Source organism: Lamprobacter modestohalophilus (assembly GCF_016583905.1).
In the GTDB taxonomy this organism is placed as follows: Bacteria; Pseudomonadota; Gammaproteobacteria; order Chromatiales; family Chromatiaceae; genus Lamprobacter; species Lamprobacter modestohalophilus.
Genome location: NZ_NRRY01000003.1, coordinates 274,106 through 290,477, shown reverse-complemented (window position 1 = coordinate 290,477; position 16,372 = coordinate 274,106). Strand labels below are relative to the sequence as shown.

The following is a 16,372-nucleotide window of genomic DNA, read 5'->3' as shown; positions in this document are numbered from 1 at the left end:
CCCATGATGCCATTCCACAGTGTCGACGCCTGGCAGCACCAGCACGATTTCAGCACCAGCGCGGAGCTCAAGGCCGAGCGAAGAACGCGCTGGGTCGTCTATCTGACGCTGGTGACCATGATAGTGGAACTCACCGCTGGCTGGCTGACCGGCTCGATGGCGCTGCTCGCCGACGGCTGGCACATGGGCAGCCATGCGGCGGCGCTTGGCTTGAGTGTCTTCGCCTATGGTCTCGCGCGGCGTTGGGCCAAACGTCCGAGCTTCACCTTCGGCACGGGCAAGATTCCGACCCTCGCCGGCTACAGCAGCGCCCTGCTGCTCGGGCTGGGTGCCGTCTGGATGCTGGTCGAATCCATCAGTCGGCTGTTCCAACCGATCGAGATCCGCTATGCCGATGCGATGCTGGTCGCCTGCCTCGGGCTGTTGGTGAATCTGGCCAGTGCTTGGATCTTGGCGCAGGGTGGTGGCCATGATCATGGCCACGGACATCATCACGGACATGGACATGGACATGGACATGGCCATGATCCTGATAAAGACCATCATCACGCGCCCCCTCATTCGCGTGGTGCCGAGCACAAGGACCACAACCTGCGCGCTGCCTACCTGCATGTGCTCGCCGATGCCATGACCTCCTTGCTGGCGATCACCGCGCTCGGGGCAGGCATGCTGTTCGGCTGGGTTTTCCTCGATCCGGTCATGGGGATGGTCGGCGCCGCCTTGATCGGCAGTTGGTCTTGGAGCCTGGCCCGCGACAGCGCCCGGTCCCTGCTCGACGCCGAGGACCATAGCGAGATCGCCGCCCGCATTCGTACCACGCTCGAGTCAGATCCAGATCTTGCGATCGCCGATCTGCATCTTTGGCGCATTGGCGCAGCCAGCCGCGCTTGCATCCTCTCCCTAGTGACGCATGAGCCACGTCCAGTCGAGGAGTACAAGCAACGGCTGCGGTCGATTCCGGGCCTCGATCACCTGACCATCGAGGTCCAACAGTGTCGCGACGAGCGCTGCCTTAACACTGAGAACCTCTAACAATATGCACATCGTGCTAGCAGCTGCAGGAGCTTACACGACCCACAGGGTCATCTTGATCGAGCGTCTTCGCCCCTAGAGCTGCGGCTTCGGCGTTGCCGCGGTCTCGACCGGCAGCAACGGATATTCCACCACTGGCTGCTCACCGGTCAGGCTGCGCAGGAACTCGGCGATGGTCGCGGCCTCTTCATCGGTCAGCTCGGTACCGAGCTGCGCCGTGCCCATCACCGCGACGGCCTGCTCCAGATCCCAGATCTGGCCGGAATGGAAGTACGGCGCGGTCAGCGCGATGTTACGCAGCGGCGCAGCCCGAAACACGTACTCATCCGAGGCGGTCTCGGTCACTTGGAAACGCCCCTTGTCTTCTGGCGGCAGGATGTCCGCGCCCGGTCGCTTGATCAGGCCGAAGGGATAGTAGTCCTGGCCGCCAAAATTGATCCCGCTATGGCAGGCGGCACAGCCCTTGTCTAGGAACAGCCCAAGGCCTGCCTTCTGCTTGTCGCTCAGCGCGCCGTCGTTACCCTCCAGCCACTGATCGAAGGGCGCATTCGGCGTCACCAAGGTGACCTCGAAGGCCTCGATGGCCTTCGCCATGTTATCGAAGCTCACCGGGTCATCCTCGCCGGGAAAGGCCCGACCAAAGCGCTCCACGTACTCCGGCATGCTGTTCAGGGTGACAACCACCGCCTCGGGCGTATTGGCCATCTCGACCCCTGCCTGGACCGGCCCCTTCGCCTGCTCTTTCAGGTCCGCGGCGCGGCCATCCCAGAACTGGGCGGCGTTGAACACGGCATTGAGTACGGTCGGTGAGTTACGCGGCCCGGTCTGCCAGCCATGACCGACTGAGGTTGGCATATTGTCATCGCCGCCGGTGCCCAGGTTGTGGCAGCTGTTGCAGCTAATGAAGCCACTGGCAGACAAGCGCGGATCGAAGAACAGCATGCGCCCAAGCTCGATCTTCTCGCGCGTCAACGGGTTGTCCGAGACCGGTTGCAGTCCGTAGGGCACTGGCTTCAATCCAGCCGAGGTTGACTGATCACGTAAGGCCGCATCGTCTGCGACGGCGGCTAGGCTCGTTGCTCCAAACCACAGCGCGACTAAGAGTGTTGTCATTCTCATCAAGAGACTCCTCCGGTGCCTGCTGACCCTTAAGGTCTTGGCGTTTGGTGTTCAGCAGCCGGCCCGATGCCGACTGCGTCGGCAACAGTAGCATGCTGAATCACCAAGTTCTGCGGTTGGTTTTATGCGAATAAAAACACTTCTCATTTAGTGTATTGTTCGTTAAAATAGTCTCAGCGGTTAATTTCAGGCGCTTTGTAATACTTTTTTTATAAAAGTAAGATCATAGCCCGTTGCTAGCCCCTTCCGGCCCATGGTTGCCGGTGCAAACCGCTACCTCGTTGAACCTACAATCGGAGCGCGACAACACATGAAGACCAGACGACTGAGTTGGGCCATCGCCATGGTCCTGGGTGCTAGCACCGCAGGCCAGGCGACGGCACAAACTTTAGAGGAGCGCGTCCGACGCCTCGAACAAGAGAATCGTGAGCAGGCCGTCGCGATCGATCAGCAGCAGCGCACCATCGCCCAGCAAAAACAGCAGCTCGAAGGGTCACCGCAACGGGTCGAGCGGCTGGAAGAGACCCTGGAGACAAAGCGCGACGCCGGCACCGGCCTCGGTGGCTGGTTCGAGAACATCGAGATCGGAGCCCTAATCGAGGTCGAAGGCGTCTATGTCGATCCCTACGAGGGCTCGAGCGAATCGGATCTGGTGCTCGCGACCTTCGAGCTCGGCATCGCCGCTCAGGTCACGGACTGGGTCGAGGCCATGGCCTCCCTGCTCTACGAAGAGGACGACACCGATCTCGAGGTGGATCTAGCGATGATCACCATCGCCAATCCCGATGTCACACCGGTGTTCTTCACGGCCGGTCAGTTCTACCTGCCCTTCGGCGCCTATGAGACCAACCTGGTCTCCGATCCGCTCACGCTCGAGATCGGCGAGACGCGCCAGACCGCAGCCCAGCTTGGCTTCGTCTATCAAGGCTTCAGCGGCAGCCTCTACGCCTTCAATGGCGATAACAAGGTTGATGGTGATGACAACATCAACAGCTGGGGCGCGAACCTGGCCTTTGCCCAGGAGCGCGAAGACCTGGTCTGGACGGTCGGCGCTGGCTACATCAATGACCTCAGCGACTCCGACACCCTGCAGGACAGCGTCGCCGATAACCGCGCCGCGCGTCAGCTCGAGATCGCGGAACTACGCCCCGCAGAAGCAGAGCAATTCAGCCTGGACCCCACCGAGCGCACTGGCGGCTGGACCGCGAACCTCGGGCTGGTCTATCGCAACTTCAATCTGATCGGCGAGTATCTATCGGCCACCGAACGTTTCGACCCGGACAGCCTGAGCTTCAAGGACAAGGGCGCCGAGCCTGCGGCCTGGAATATCGAGCTGGGCTACAGCTTTGAGGTCTTCGGCAAGGAATCGGTCGCCGCAGTCGCTTATCAGGGCAGCAGCGAGGCGGTCAATCTCGAGCTGCCGGAGACGCGCTGGGCGTTTGGCTGGTCGATCGGCATCTTCGATGGCACGGCACTGTCCTTTGAATACGCGCATGACAAGGATTACAGCACCCGCGATGGCGGCACCGGCAACAACTCCAACGCCTTCGTCGCTCAGCTTGCAGTGGAGTTCTGAGAAGGCGTCGTTGAACCGCAGATTAGGCGTTTCGTCATCTGCGGTTTAGAGGACTATCGTCCTAGTGCGATGCGACGCTCTCCATGTCACTTGGGGCGAATGCCTTGGGCGATTCTCAGGCGATTGATCTGTGTGCGATGAGACGCCGGCACGCTCATGTGCTCGTGATCGGGCTGGCTCGCATGGCACAAGGCACAGAGCACTGTCAGGTTAGAGTTCGAGTTATCCGTTACGACGCCACTTCTATGATGGCAGTGGAGCAAGCTCGGTTGACTTGAGAGATGAACTCCGCATTGCTCACAGCGCCATCCTGCCGCCCGTCGCCTGGCCTCTGAGATCCGCGGCCAGTCATCCACATACACATTCAAAGGCGCTGTCGTATCTCTCCGGCTCGGTCGGCTTCTGAAGAACGTCGAGTATTCCATCAGGAACTCAGAAATCGAGAACTGCTCCCAGATTGCTGGCCCAGTCTGGAGCAAACCGTCTGCCAACATCAGTCGATCACGCGGATTGCTGTACCCCCGCCAATTGAGCGCACGGAGGCAATACTTACAGACTTTCAACGCGGCCTTGGTGGTACCGCGCTCGCCCGTCACCGGATCGAGCCAGTCCGCGAGAAAAAGACCGTTGGTACTCCGCGTGACCGGGATCAACAAGCTAGGGCGCTCCCTAGGACTACGCAAGAGCATGCCGACCTGAGCACCGGGTGTGATCAGGAGACCAGGCAACCAAGCAACACTCTTTACGCCCGGATCAGGGTCACGTGCCGTCCTTGCGGACTGGGTTGTTCACGACTGTCGGTGCGTTCTCTGATCGGCGGTTGGCCGCTGCGGCGATCGAAGATCACCAGCCAGCCGCTGTCCAGCCCCAAGCCGGCCAGATAGCCGTCCAGTTGCACCAGGCCCTCGTTCAAGGGGTCCGGCTCCCCATCGCGCCAGACCTTGAGCTCGATACCCAGGGTCAGGGAACCATAGCGCAGGCACAGATCCATCCGTCCCCAACCGATGGCGTATTCTCGCTCCAAGGTCCCGCCGCCGTTGACCACGCGATGCAAGAAGGCCATCAGGACCAGGTGCGGAGCGATCTCATGATAGGGAGCGCTGCCCAACAGGGGCTGACCGTGCTGGCGCCAGAACGCCAGAAAGGCCAGCAGCAGCTGGTCCGGGTTGAGACGACCGTCAGCATGCAGCCAGGTCGGCGCGATCTGTGGCAAGGAGTCCTGTGGACCGCTCGCCAAGGCGCGTGGTAGCACTTCCCGGTAAATGGGATTGGCCACCACGAGCCCGCCGCCGTTGGCACGGCGCAGCAGGCCTAAATCCACCAAATATTGGCGATCATCCTCGGACACTTCGCCAAGCGCCGTGCCGGCGAGCATCGGCTCGATGACCCGCCGTACCCGGTCCTCGCGCAGTTTGTCGGCCAGTTGATCCAGGTGCGTCACCCGACGCTGGATCAGCGCCTCCTTGGCCTGCTCGATCTGCTCGATGGTGATCGGTCGGGTCCGATCCCGGCTGTCCCGTCTCTCGAAACAGGTTTCATAGGCCAACGCATTGACCAACCAGGGCTGGCCCTGCGTCAGATCCCACACGCGCTCCAACGCCTCCGCGGTGAAGCGCTGGCCGGTCTCCGTCGTGTGTTGCTGGAGCAGGGTGGCGACCTCGACCCGATCGAAATCCCCCAGACGCAGCGATTGGGCCTTGATGTTGAAGGCACTGCCGCCGGTGATCGCGGCCTTCTCGGAACTGGCGTGAATCCGATAGTCACGCAGATCGCGCACCCCGCACAGAATCACGGTGCTCGGGAACTGGCTGGGACGTTTCGGATAACCGGCCCGCAACTGACGGAGCAAGGAAATCAGGGTGTCGCCGATCAGGGTGTCGACTTCATCCAGCAGCAGCACGGTCGGTACCGACGAGCGCGCACACCAGCGGGTCAGGAACTCCTCGACCCGTGTGCCGCCGGTGGACTCGGCGATCACCGCTCGCCCCAGGTCCGTGGCCGCGACGTCACCGAGTTGGTCGCGTGCGGCACGGGACATCTGCTCCACGACTACAGCCATGCCGGGGTCCAGCTGCTCTCGATAGGGTTGGGCCGGCTCCAGATTGGCATACAGTGTCCGATAGCGGCCTTCCTGGTTCAAAGACGCCGCCAAGGCCAGCAGGCAGGATGTTTTTCCAGTCTGCCGAGGGGCATGCAGCAGGAAGTATTTCTTCTGCTCGATCAGGGTCAGCACGGCCTCCAGGTCCCAGCGCTGCAAGGGTGGCAGGCTGTAGTGATCGTCGGCGCGAACGGGTCCTTCGGTGTTGAAGAAGCGCATGGGGAGGTCAATTTCGTTGTTAGCTCAAGAGCTTGCTAAGCTCGAGGGTCAGCGCATCAAAGTGGAAGCGTTGGCTTGTAGGCAGGCTGCATCGCTGTCGCCTGTTGGACAGGGTTGGTTAGGCGAGCATAGCGGAGATCGGGTGGAATGTCCGGCCTTGCCGGACCAAGTCGGTGCTGATCGGCGACCGGCGGCTGCCAGCCAGCCTCTCGGTACGCTGTTGAACTTATCCGCTGTTGGACATGGACAGGCAAGCCGGCGCAGCGTGAAGGCGACTATCTTCCAGCGTAAGCGGAAAGAGTCTTGACTTTTTTCCAGTCGACAGAAAAATAGTCGCCATGGAACGACTGATCAAACCGATGGTGCAGCGGGATCTCGCCCGCAAGATGGTGTTTCTCACCGGTCCCCGGCAGGCGGGCAAAACCACGCTGGCCCAGATGATGGCCGGCCAGTTTCCCGATGCTCAGCTGCTCAACTGCTCAGCTGTTTAACTGGGACGTCCTCGCCGACCGTCGAGTGATGCTGGCACAAAGCTGGGTTCCCACAGCGTCCCTGCTGGTGTTCGATGAGCTGCACAAGGCGAGTAGGCCAACTTAAATGCATCGCTAAGCTGTCCTGGACATAGGGTCCAGGATACTTAATCGACCTTGTGCGTGAGCGCCAATGGCGGCGTTTGCGTCGAACCTTGACCTTGCGACTCAACCTCCAGCGAGACCCCCTTCAGAGCATTGACCAGAATGCCGATGGTCGAGCCATTGTGCAGCAGCGCGCTGGCCACTGGTGACAGCCATCCCATCACGGCGCCGCCGAGCACCGCCGTGTTGATGCCAACCGCGGCGGTGAAGTTGTGCTGGATCAGGCGCATGGTCTTGGCCGCGATCTCACGAGCATCGGCCACGGCCTGCAGCCGATCATCCATCAGCACCACATCGGCGGTCGCGCGGGCGATGTCGGCGCCACGCGGCATGGCGATGCCGACATCGGCTACTGCTAACGCCGGCCCGTCGTTGACGCCATCGCCGACAAAGCCGACCTTGTGTCCGGCTCGCTGCAGGCCTTCGATCACGCTCGCCTTGTCCTCGGGGGCCATCTCAGCATGCACGGCATCGAGCCCCAGCTCGGCGGCTAGCGCCTCGCCCTTCTCGCGCCGATCGCCGGTGATCATGATCAATTGCTTGATGCCCAGCGCGCGCAGCCGCTCGAGCGCCGCTGGGGCCTCCTCGCGCAACGTATCGCGCAGCGCGATCAGCCCCACCGCCCCGTCGGCGTTGCCGACGAACAGCAAGGTCTTGCCTTCCGCTTGCAACGCGTCGATCTGCGCCTGATGAATCTGGAAGTCAATCGCCATGTGCGCTTCCAGATAATGCCGGCTGCCGACCACGATGCGCCCGCCGTCAAGCTCGGCCTGCAGGCCATGGGCAACCAGATAGTCGACCTCGCCGTGGGAGATATGCGCCAGATCGCGCTCGCGCGCGGCCTCGACCACGGCCTGGGCAATCGGATGGCTGGCATGCTCCTCGACCGAGGCCACCATCGCCAGCAGCTCGGTCTCGGTGCAGGCACAGCTGCCGGGCAGCACCACGACATCGGTGACCAGCAGATCGCTGTGGGTCAGGGTGCCGGTCTTGTCGAACACCAGGGTATCGATCTCGGCCAGGGTCTCGATCGCCTCGCCGCCCTTCATCAGCACGCCATGCTCAGCGGCGCGCGACATCCCGGATTTGAACGCGACCGGCGTGCCGAGCTTCAGCGCGCAGGAATAATCGACCAGGAACACCGATTGCAGCCGCGCCAGATCGCGGGTCAGCGCATAGACAGCCGCGCCGGTGCCGAGGGTGAGATAGACGCGCTTATCGGCCAGCTCATCGGCCAGGCGTTGCGTTGCCGCCTGCTCGGCCAGGGAGGCCTGGATGAAGCGCGAGACGCGGGCGGTGGTGGTGTCCTCGCCGACGCGCGTGGCTTCGAGCCGCAGGCGCCCTTCCACCAGCACCGAGCCGGCGATGACCCGCGCCGGCGCCTCCTTACGCACCGGCACATCCTCGCCGGTGACGCCGGCCTGATTGACCAGCGCCAAGCCATCGATGACATGGCCGTCGACCGGGATGGTCTCGCCGACACCGACCACCACCGTCTCGCCGAGGCCGACCTCGTCGCCGGAGACCTGCACCAGCTCGCCGTCACGCTCGACCCAGGCCATGGCCGGGTCGGGTCGCAACAACCGACGCAACAACCGATCGGACTGGCGCTGGGTGCGGCGCTCCAGGAACGCGCCGAGATCGAGCAGCAGATCGGTCAGATTGGCGGTGAACAGCTTGCCGTTGGCGGCGGCGAGGCCGACCGCGAGTGCATCCAGTACCTCGACCTTGATGCCTTCATGGATCAGGGTGTCGGCGCCCTTGGCGAGGGTGGAGCCGACGTTGGCGAAGGTGAGCACGACCCGCATTCTGGGCGTCAAGAAGGGCAGCGCCGCCAGCGTGAACAGGGTCGTGATCATCGGCGCGATCTCGGCGTCGCGCATGCCATCCTCGCTGTAGCCGGGGATCAGCTCGCCGGAGAAGTGCTCGAGCCGACGCAAGAGCGAGCGCCGCGCCTCCGCACCGCCCTGGTAGTGGATGATCAGCGTGCGCGCGGACCGATTGGCGCGCACCTCCAGGGTCGGCGCCGCGGCGTCGATCCAATCCTCGAGCGCCGAGGCCTCATAGCCGGGCTCGCCCAGGGCTGGGATGCGCAGGCGCAGGCGGCCTGGCACCTCATGGATGATTCGGTAGTTGGTGAGCGCCACGGACGCGATGAGAGCAGCTTCAGGGTTTCGGCGTTGAGCGCGGGCTCAGGCGTCCTTGTGCGACTCCGAGGCCTGGATCTCGGCCTCGGCATCGTGGAAGCGCTCCTTGATCTCCTCGACCCCGCCCTGTAGACCGCCCCAGAGCTTGACGACGCCCTTGATCGCGGTGCGTTGGACGCTCTCATTGGTGAGCAGATAGGCGGCCGCGGCACCGATCAACAAGCCCTTGAGGAAGCGGTCGTTGCCGAGGTTCAAGAACGATGAGGATGCGGCCTGTGCTGAATAACCGCTGCCTGGCATGGCTCCGGCACCCGGTGCTGCGGCCATCAGGGCACCGGGAGCAGCTATCGGCATCTGCTGCATCTGCTGATAGGCAGGATGATAGCCGGCGTAATAGCCGCCGGCCGGCATCAACCCTGGCTGCTGCGGCGCATAGCCCTGATGCATCGCCTGGCCTGCGCTCATCGGGGCGCCTTGCATGGGCGCGCCTGGCATCGAGGGCTGGGAGCTATAAGGGTGAGAGGAGGCTTGCGCTGGCGGCTGACCGGGCGGAACAGGTCCTTGTGGATTGGCGTAATTGCTCATGATCAGAGGCTCGTGTAGGAGGTTAAAAACAGCGTCTCGCGGATGGCATTCAGCTCATCTGCGGACCCTAGATTCAGCCTGGAAAGTCTGCATTCAGCCGTTTAAGCAGGCTCGGCATCGGTCTCGGTGCCCGTCAAGTCAGGAGCCTGGTCAGGCTTCGAGGGCGCCGGGGCATTCAGCGCATACATCGCCGCCGTGCCAGTGACCAAGGTGGCAGCGACCGCCAAGGTCGGACTGCGAAACTGACTGGCTACCAAGGTTGCCGCAGCGGTCGCCAACCCGGAGGCAACGCCGGCACGCAGCGTGTTGAGCGCAGCCTCACTGGGCGCCAGCTCGCCCTGCTGGTAGCGATGCAGATTCATGGCCCCCGCGCCGGTGAGCCCAATCAGGGCGCCGAGCTTGGCCATCTGGAACGCTGCGCTCGGACTGTAAGGCGTTGAATTGCAGGACACAGGGTAGGCTGGCGTCCCTTGGCCACTGGCCATGGGCGGATACCAGGATTGGTCATCGTACTGGCTCATAAGCGTCGCTTCCGGATGAGTGTGAGGCCTTGGTGTCGGTGGTTGCGGGCGCGGAGTGATCGGCGGACCCAGTCTCGACATCGGCATCGGCATCGGCATCGGCATCGGCATCGGTGTGATCTGTCGTCAAGGCGCCCTTCCGGCGACGCTTGTGCCATTGACTGGCCAGCACCACCAGCGCGGCGCCGACGATCAGGCCACCGATGCCTTCGGCGAGGTTCTTGGCCACCCCATGGCGCTGGCGCTGCATGCCATGCTCCGCCCGACTCATGCGTCAGTACCTCGCTCGAGGTAGCGCTGGATGCCATACATCACCGCCGTGCCACTGGCAAAGAGCACGCCGAGCCGCAGCAGACCTTGCTGACGGACGGCGCTGGCCGCAGCGCCAGCGACGGCGCTGGCTGCAGCGGTCGCCAAGGCGGCTCGGGCGGTATCGGCCAGGGCGTCTACGGTATCGACCTCCGCGCGCTGCAGCCGGCGGATATTGGCACCCGCCGCGGCCGAGCCGCCGATCACGGCACCGAGCAGCGCAAGCTGGGCGATCGCCGAGCAACCATCCGAAGGAGCCGATCCAGGGACCAGAAAGCGGCTATCGGTGAAGGGGTGATGGTCGGTTAGCAAAGCCGGAGCATTGGCAGGCACCGCCGGATAGTAGGTCGGATAGTAGGTCGAAGAGAAGGGAGCAGAGGTTTGCATCTGCGCGAGATGATCATCGCTCATGAATCGCCCTCGTTTTCGGACGATGTCGACACCCGCTCTTTCAGTTTGTCAGTGCCGCTCTTCACGGCGCTCTTGGCTTTGGCGCCCGACTTAAACAGAGCATCCTGGACCTGATCGTTGGTCAGCAGCAGCACTGCGGCAGCACCCACCAGCGCCCCCTTCCAGAGCTCGGTGTCGTCAAGGCTGAACATCCGTGTCAGGGTGTTGAGTCCATTGCCGCCCTCGGCAAGCTCTTCGAACAGTTGCTGCATCCCCGCTTGTGGGCCGGGACCTAGCCCCTGCCCTGCGCCTGCCATTCCCGCTGAATGTGCGCCCATGGGTGCTCCCTGGTGGGGCATCGCACCCGCTGCATAGGCCTGATATCCCGGTGGCGGATACCCAGCAGCCTGATGGGGGGCATAAGCACCTGAATAAGCAGGAGCCCCCATGGCTGGCCCTGGATACGGATAGCCATAGCCGCCCTGTCCATGCGCGACCTGCTGGGGATGGTACTGAGGCTGATAGCCTGGTTGATGTCCGGGTGGATACTGAGGCTGGAACTGGGGCTGATAGTGAGGCTGAGGCTGAGGCTGAAATGGGTGCTGGTCATAGGCCTGGTGCTGGACCGCATAGCCAGGCGCCCCTTGCGTTGGGTAAGCCCCGAACTGACCGCCGCTCGCATCAGCTCCCGCTGGGCCTGGCGTCTGCTGAGCAGGCCCCCTTGCCGCAGCCTGCGGTTGAGGTCCAGCGTTTACCTGTTGCGCAGACGAACTCCCAGTCTCTGCTCCACCGCCCGCATGCCGCGACCCACCCGCGCCTGCTGCCTCATGCTCCGCTTCGCTCATCATGTCGCTCCTGATCGGCGCTCTGAATGCTGAAGCTTTATGATAACCGCTTGCATTACGTTCTGACAATCCCCGAGGCTTTCCGCTCAGCGCTCAGCCGGGGAGCTCAGATGAGATGGCATCGTCAGCGACTGCAAGGTCGATCGAGCGCCGACCTCCTGTGCGGGTAAAGCCCAGAGCATCAGCCCAAGTGCCAGCCCGACGATCAGTACGGCTGGCATCAATCCGACTGCTCCAGGCTGGCCTGCACTCATCGCGCGAGCCACCCGGCAAGTCTTTCTCCATCCATGCCGGACTGCTGTCAGAACGGATGTCCGAACGGATGTCCGCACGGCAGTCAACGGGTCATTGCTTGGTGTCCGCATTGCAGCACCCCTCCCCTTATTGGGGTTTTTAAGCATCTTGAATCAACCAGTCTGAAGGAGAACAGCATCAAGCCGACCAGGCCGGGTCTCTCGGCTCAGGCTGCCTGACGCGCTCGTAGCATCCGTTCATTGTCCAGGCTGAACGGGCCCTGCGGCGCCTGCTGGTCGGGAGGATCGGCAAGCGCCGTCAGGGCCTGAGCAAAGGCACCCAGGCTTGAGCGCGGCACCAGCACACAGGGCTTGCCCATCCGCTTACAGAAGCGCTTGGTTCGCGAGTAGGCGTTGTGGCTGACGGCGTCGGCCGGACAGATCACCGCATCGGCACTCGCCAGCACCGCTTCTAGGCGCTGTTGGCTGTCCTCGAGGCCGCCGTCGTGGCGAACCAGCTCGCCGTTACAGCGCTGCACCAGATCGCGGTAGCGCGGCGCCAGATCGCTGCGTCCGCCGACGCAGAGAATGCGACGCCCCGCCAGATCTAGGTCAAACACGCCTCCCAGAGCCGGCTGCGTCCCCGAGTGCCGCCACGCGACTCGGTCGCCTGTTTGGACGCCTGTTTGGACGCCTGTTCGGGTATCGCCTGATCGAGCGCCTCAACCGGCCCGAGGTCGACGCTAGGCAGCGCTGATCCCGAGATCGCCTGGCGCAGCTTAAAGCCAAATCGTTGACATCTTTGACACATGACGGAAGCACTCAACTGGTCAACGCGTTCATCAAGGTGGTCCAAAGCCGCGCCTCGTCTCGACGGAATCGGGTGCAACCCTGAGACCAAAACGGGGGGCAAGTCGCCGACCGAGGTTCAACCGTGTCGGCCACCCCGGTGCTCCATTCGTCTGCGCAGCCGTCGCGGTCGGCAGCGGCAGCGGCAGCGGAGGCGGAGGCGGAGGCGGAGGCGATGATCGCCATGGCTCGACCCTCTTCGTCGTAGAGCCGAAGCGAGCGCCGATCGATCTCCCCGATGCGCTCGCCGACAACCCAAGCGCTGTCGATCGCACGCACATCAAGCTCGAGTCGCGCATCGTCACCGCGCAGTGAGAGCTGCCCATCGATATAGGCGTGGCCATAGAACTGTTGGATCGAGCGGCTGACCCAACCCGTACTTCCGCTACTCAGCGCCAGCGGATGCACCTGATCGACGAGCGTCTCGAGCGCACAGGGCACCAACGATGGATCGACCGCGATCGCATGCTCATCACCGCGCGCCGCAGCCCGCCTCCAAGGCACGGGATTCAGACTCAGGCGCCCACTCAGCTCGGCCAAATCGCGGAAGCTCAGCCCAAAAAGCCCTGGTCCAAAAGACCCCGACTCGGGGCCTTTCATCTCCAGTTCCGACTCCGGCTCCAAGGCCTGACAATCGCGCTGCAAGCGGTGGATCGCATGCCGCTCGAGCGCGGCCATCTGCCGCTCATCCTGCTGCGGTGACGCTGGCACCACGCGGCGCCCATTGGCCCCAAGGCTGGATAAGAGCAGATGCAACGGCAGCGGATGCGTCCCAGCCTCCAATTGAACCCTTACCAGCGGTTGCTGAGTCGCGTCTTCGATCACCAAGCCCTGCTGATCGTCTTGGGAGACCAGCGCAGAGCACTGATCGAGCAGGACCCGCAGTAGATACTCAGGCCTGTCCAGATAACCCAGCATGCCCTGCACCCGCAGTCCACCGAGCCGCTGACGCTGGGCGATGCGAAGACCGGGCTGCTCGGTCTCGACCCAGACGCGCCCGAGGAGCTCCAGATCGGCCAAAAGCTCCGGCCAATGGCCGAGATAGCGAGCCTGCTCGGAAGGCTGCAGCGGCATGGGCATGGGCATGGGCACTGGCACCGACCCCGGACCATGAATCTGCTTCTGTTTGGACAGCGGCTTGTGCCCAACAACCTGCTGCTCGGCATTCAACTCGCCCAAAGGTCCAGACACAGGTCGTGCTCCAGACAAGGACCGCGCGCTCGTCTCCGGCCCGGTCGCAGCCGAATGCGCATTGGCGAGCCCGGCGCTGAAGTCGGTCAGGTAGGGGCTTGCCATTAGAGGGCTCCTGCTGGAACGCGCCCAGTAAAGTGGCTCACAGGGCGCTCGCCGATTGCGGCCAGTCCACGCCAATGGTGTGCACCACGGCAATAGGCGGCGCGCTGATCCAGATCGGCCGCGAGCTGCGGGTGCAGGGACAACGCCTGAAAATGGCGCACCACCGTCTCCGCCACAGCCGCTGCCCCCTGACTGACCGAGGCCCGGATCAGGTCCGCGAGACGCGCCTTGAGCTGCTCAGGCGGCAGATGCAGTGGGAGGGCATCAAGAGCGAGGATTAGATCAGCGGTGCCGTTTGAGTTGTGTTGCATGCCAGTGTCTCCGTCATCGGGCCTCGAGGCCCAAGTGGTCTTGAACAGATCCGGCTGGCCGTCGAACTTGACGTTGGGGCTGGCTGGAGGATCGCTATTTTGAGAACGATTCTCACTTAGGTTAGCAGCTCTTGCCTGTTCGTCAACCCCAATCCTGACGAAGAAACCATCGCTTTTCTCAGTTTAATGCGAGTGATTTGTATTTGTTGTCCGCTATGATACTGTCTGGTCATCGGGCAACACGAGAGAGTGAAGCGATGCCGAACAGTCACCGTCGCAACCCCAGCATGGCTGATGGGCTTGATGCACTCGCACCGCGCGCCGCGGATGCGACGACCTGGATTCAGGGGCCGGAGCCTACTCAGCGTTCATCCGTCAGACAAACAAGGCTGCGCGGTTGGCTGCACGATGCCTTTTTATCTTGTCCAACCTCGCGGCGCTGCCAGCGCTGGGATGTATTGCGGGCGCTGCGGCGCGAGCTGGATGAATAAACTCAACGGGAGGCCTATCCGATCTCGTTGAGAGCAGCAGACCCAGTAGCGGCACCTGGACGGCGCTAGGGCTGCGCCCAACACTGAGCTGGCAGACACCGCGATGCCTAGGTGATTGGCAGAGATCGCCCTAGCTCGACGACGTGGCGCCAGATTCAACGCCCTGCTGTCGCTCAGTCCCAAGGTAAAAGCGCCGATAGAAAGACAGACTCACATGCACGAGGCCAATCAGCACCGGCACCTCGACCAAGGGACCGATGACGGTAGCGAAGGCGACCGGTAGGGCGATGCCAAACACCGCGATAGCGACCGCAATCGCCAGCGCGAACATCAGCAGCGGCCCGATGATCCAGTTCAACACCAACGAGAGACTGAGGATCTTGTCGTTCGCGAAGACCTTCGGCATCAAGCCGTACTTCACCTTCGCAAGCGGCGGATACATCACCAGGATGAGGCCAATGGCGATCAGCAGATTGGTGTGCTCGCCGACGGTAAGACGTTGGTTGAAGGCGGCCACGGCCTCGGGAAACAGCTAGCCAAGCGCGACGCCCAGCGCCATGGCCAGAAAGATCCAGAGGGTCAGGAAACGATCCAGCAGCGAGAGCTTGCCGCCCAGGCTGGTGGTGGGCTTGCAGTCAGGCATGGAGACTCAGGATATATACGGAAAATCGAATACTCAAGTGTGCTCGTTTGCCGCAGATCGGTCGAGCATTCCTGCCCAGGCGGAGCAGCAGCTGACCTTCCGCAGTGACCCGCACCCGATTGCAGGCACCGCAGAAGCTGTGGCTGTACGGCCAGATGAAGCCGACATGGTTCTTGATGGCTGCTGTCACCGGCTGTTGGCATCCGATGGTCTCTCTTCCGATGGTCTCTCTTAGGAACGATCAGGCCTCGGGAGCCGCTAGGCCGTGTTCTCTTGCCCATCCGCTGCCTGGACCGCAACTGATCACCTTGACCGAAACCCTGCGTGATCGAATGGAGCAACCGATGCCTCCTTGGCTGCACTGGCTACTGACACAGCGCCTGCGTCGCGAACGCGGCCAGGTGGGTCGACTGTCGGCGATCTTCGTCGCCGACTACGCCGGCGCGCCGATGCGCTCTCGTGATCAGGCCTTGGCTCTGATTGACGCGGGGCTCGCCGATGATCGATACGCGTTGGGCCGTGGATTTTGGCGGCTGACCGATGGCTGTCAGGTCACGCTGATCCACGCCGAGGATCTGGCGCGTGCGCAGCGCCGACAGGGGCTATCACTCGAGGCCGGTCAACATCGGCGGAATCTGGTCGTGTCCGGGTTGGCGCGGACTGAGCTGCGCCACCGAGAGATTCGCATCGGCGAGGTGGTGTTCGACTGGCACCGGGTTCGCCCGCCGTGCGGTTACCTCGACCGCGTCTCTGGGCCGGGAACGGCCAAGGCCTTGGGGCGTCAGTCCGGCCACTGCCTTCGCGTACGCACAACGGGATTGATCAAGGTGGGTGACCGCGTCGAGGTCTCAGCGTCGGCTCGGCAAGGATAGCGCTCTCAATGGCCTGTGCCCGCTAACTGGATCTGCCAATGCGCCTCGAACGCATTGATGCGACTCCGATCCGCCACCGCGAGAGGGAGATCACCATACGCACAGCATCAGCCCGCGCCTGCTGACTGGCCGGGCAGGAGCAAAGGCAGCTTCCTGTTTAGAGGCCCCTCCGACAGGGACATATCGCGGAGCCTCAGAAGC

20 protein-coding genes are annotated in these 16,372 nt (G+C 63.0%); 5 read left to right on the top strand and 15 right to left on the bottom strand.

Annotation, left to right across the window (positions count from 1 at the left end; genetic code table 11):
- Positions 1–6: 6 nt before the first annotated feature.
- Positions 7–1,032, top strand: a complete 1,026-nt coding sequence (gene dmeF / locus CKO42_RS03540) for a CDF family Co(II)/Ni(II) efflux transporter DmeF (RefSeq protein ID WP_200238896.1) — start codon at positions 7–9, stop codon at positions 1,030–1,032.
- Between the two features lie 75 nt (positions 1,033–1,107).
- Here dmeF and CKO42_RS03535 read toward each other — a convergent pair whose 3' ends face one another.
- A complete protein-coding gene (locus CKO42_RS03535; RefSeq protein WP_200238893.1) occupies positions 1,108–2,151 on the bottom strand; it encodes a cytochrome-c peroxidase in 1,044 nt (347 codons plus the stop codon).
- 310 nt (positions 2,152–2,461) lie between these two features.
- On the opposite strand from CKO42_RS03535, the gene CKO42_RS03530 reads away from it, so the two are divergent.
- Positions 2,462–3,727, top strand: a complete 1,266-nt coding sequence (locus CKO42_RS03530; protein WP_200238890.1) for an LbtU family siderophore porin — start codon at positions 2,462–2,464, stop codon at positions 3,725–3,727.
- A gap of 742 nt (positions 3,728–4,469) precedes the next feature.
- Here CKO42_RS03530 and CKO42_RS03525 read toward each other — a convergent pair.
- Positions 4,470–6,044: an AAA family ATPase gene (locus tag CKO42_RS03525; protein ID WP_200238888.1), complete on the bottom strand. Its 1,575-nt coding sequence runs from the start codon at positions 6,042–6,044 to the stop codon at positions 4,470–4,472.
- Between the two features lie 338 nt (positions 6,045–6,382).
- Here CKO42_RS03525 and CKO42_RS03520 point away from each other — a divergent pair, with 338 nt between their 5' ends.
- Positions 6,383–6,535 (top strand): ATP-binding protein, encoded by a 153-nt coding sequence (locus CKO42_RS03520; protein ID WP_200238885.1) that lies wholly within the window; start codon positions 6,383–6,385, stop codon positions 6,533–6,535.
- 146 nt (positions 6,536–6,681) lie between these two features.
- Here the strand turns inward: CKO42_RS03520 and CKO42_RS03515 are convergent, their stop codons facing one another.
- The 11 genes from CKO42_RS03515 to CKO42_RS03470 all read right to left on the bottom strand — a co-directional run bounded on the left by CKO42_RS03515 (position 6,682) and on the right by CKO42_RS03470 (position 14,165).
- The gene (locus tag CKO42_RS03515) at positions 6,682–8,826 is read right to left on the bottom strand and encodes a heavy metal translocating P-type ATPase (RefSeq protein ID WP_200238881.1); all 2,145 of its coding nucleotides are present in this window, start codon (positions 8,824–8,826) and stop codon (positions 6,682–6,684) included.
- A 45-nt stretch (positions 8,827–8,871) separates the two neighbouring features.
- The gene (locus CKO42_RS27105; RefSeq protein WP_242479081.1) at positions 8,872–9,411 is read right to left on the bottom strand and encodes a YtxH domain-containing protein; all 540 of its coding nucleotides are present in this window, start codon (positions 9,409–9,411) and stop codon (positions 8,872–8,874) included.
- Between the two features lie 101 nt (positions 9,412–9,512).
- Positions 9,513–9,932 carry a magnetosome protein MamC family protein gene (locus CKO42_RS03505; protein WP_200238878.1) on the bottom strand — a complete coding sequence of 140 codons (420 nt, stop codon included), beginning with the start codon at positions 9,930–9,932 and terminating at the stop codon, positions 9,513–9,515.
- A complete protein-coding gene (locus CKO42_RS27100) occupies positions 9,916–10,182 on the bottom strand; it encodes a hypothetical protein (protein ID WP_242479080.1) in 267 nt (88 codons plus the stop codon). Before CKO42_RS27100 ends, CKO42_RS03505 begins: the two co-directional genes overlap by 17 nt.
- A 17-nt stretch (positions 10,183–10,199) precedes the next feature.
- The gene (locus CKO42_RS03495; RefSeq protein WP_200238860.1) at positions 10,200–10,652 is read right to left on the bottom strand and encodes a magnetosome protein MamC family protein; all 453 of its coding nucleotides are present in this window, start codon (positions 10,650–10,652) and stop codon (positions 10,200–10,202) included.
- The gene (locus CKO42_RS03490) at positions 10,649–10,969 is read right to left on the bottom strand and encodes a hypothetical protein (RefSeq protein ID WP_200238840.1); all 321 of its coding nucleotides are present in this window, start codon (positions 10,967–10,969) and stop codon (positions 10,649–10,651) included. Before CKO42_RS03490 ends, CKO42_RS03495 begins: the two co-directional genes overlap by 4 nt.
- 593 nt (positions 10,970–11,562) lie before the next feature.
- Positions 11,563–11,697: a hypothetical protein gene (locus CKO42_RS27865; RefSeq protein WP_274608872.1), complete on the bottom strand. Its 135-nt coding sequence runs from the start codon at positions 11,695–11,697 to the stop codon at positions 11,563–11,565.
- A 239-nt stretch (positions 11,698–11,936) separates the two neighbouring features.
- Positions 11,937–12,329 (bottom strand): DUF2325 domain-containing protein, encoded by a 393-nt coding sequence (locus CKO42_RS03485; protein WP_338034837.1) that lies wholly within the window; start codon positions 12,327–12,329, stop codon positions 11,937–11,939.
- Positions 12,317–12,520, bottom strand: coding sequence for a hypothetical protein (locus CKO42_RS03480; protein WP_200238837.1), 204 nt, complete (start codon positions 12,518–12,520; stop codon positions 12,317–12,319). The genes CKO42_RS03485 and CKO42_RS03480 overlap by 13 nt, the downstream gene beginning before the upstream one ends.
- Before the next feature lie 11 nt (positions 12,521–12,531).
- Complete coding sequence (locus CKO42_RS03475) at positions 12,532–13,854, bottom strand: hypothetical protein (RefSeq protein WP_200238834.1); 1,323 nt, start codon at positions 13,852–13,854, stop codon at positions 12,532–12,534.
- Entirely contained in the window at positions 13,854–14,165 is a 312-nt protein-coding gene (locus CKO42_RS03470; protein ID WP_200238831.1) for a hypothetical protein, read from the bottom strand. The genes CKO42_RS03475 and CKO42_RS03470 overlap by 1 nt, the downstream gene beginning before the upstream one ends.
- A gap of 257 nt (positions 14,166–14,422) precedes the next feature.
- On the opposite strand from CKO42_RS03470, the gene CKO42_RS03465 reads away from it, so the two are divergent.
- A complete protein-coding gene (locus tag CKO42_RS03465) occupies positions 14,423–14,656 on the top strand; it encodes a hypothetical protein (RefSeq protein ID WP_200238826.1) in 234 nt (77 codons plus the stop codon).
- Between the two features lie 130 nt (positions 14,657–14,786).
- Here the strand turns inward: CKO42_RS03465 and CKO42_RS27860 are convergent, their stop codons facing one another.
- The gene (locus tag CKO42_RS27860) at positions 14,787–15,173 is read right to left on the bottom strand and encodes a hypothetical protein (RefSeq protein WP_338034836.1); all 387 of its coding nucleotides are present in this window, start codon (positions 15,171–15,173) and stop codon (positions 14,787–14,789) included.
- A gap of 118 nt (positions 15,174–15,291) precedes the next feature.
- A complete protein-coding gene (locus CKO42_RS28435; RefSeq protein WP_420844259.1) occupies positions 15,292–15,489 on the bottom strand; it encodes a hypothetical protein in 198 nt (65 codons plus the stop codon).
- Positions 15,490–15,643: 154 nt separating this feature from the next.
- Here CKO42_RS28435 and CKO42_RS03450 point away from each other — a divergent pair, with 154 nt between their 5' ends.
- A complete protein-coding gene (locus CKO42_RS03450) occupies positions 15,644–16,171 on the top strand; it encodes an MOSC domain-containing protein (RefSeq protein WP_200238822.1) in 528 nt (175 codons plus the stop codon).
- Positions 16,172–16,372: the final 201 nt, after the last annotated feature.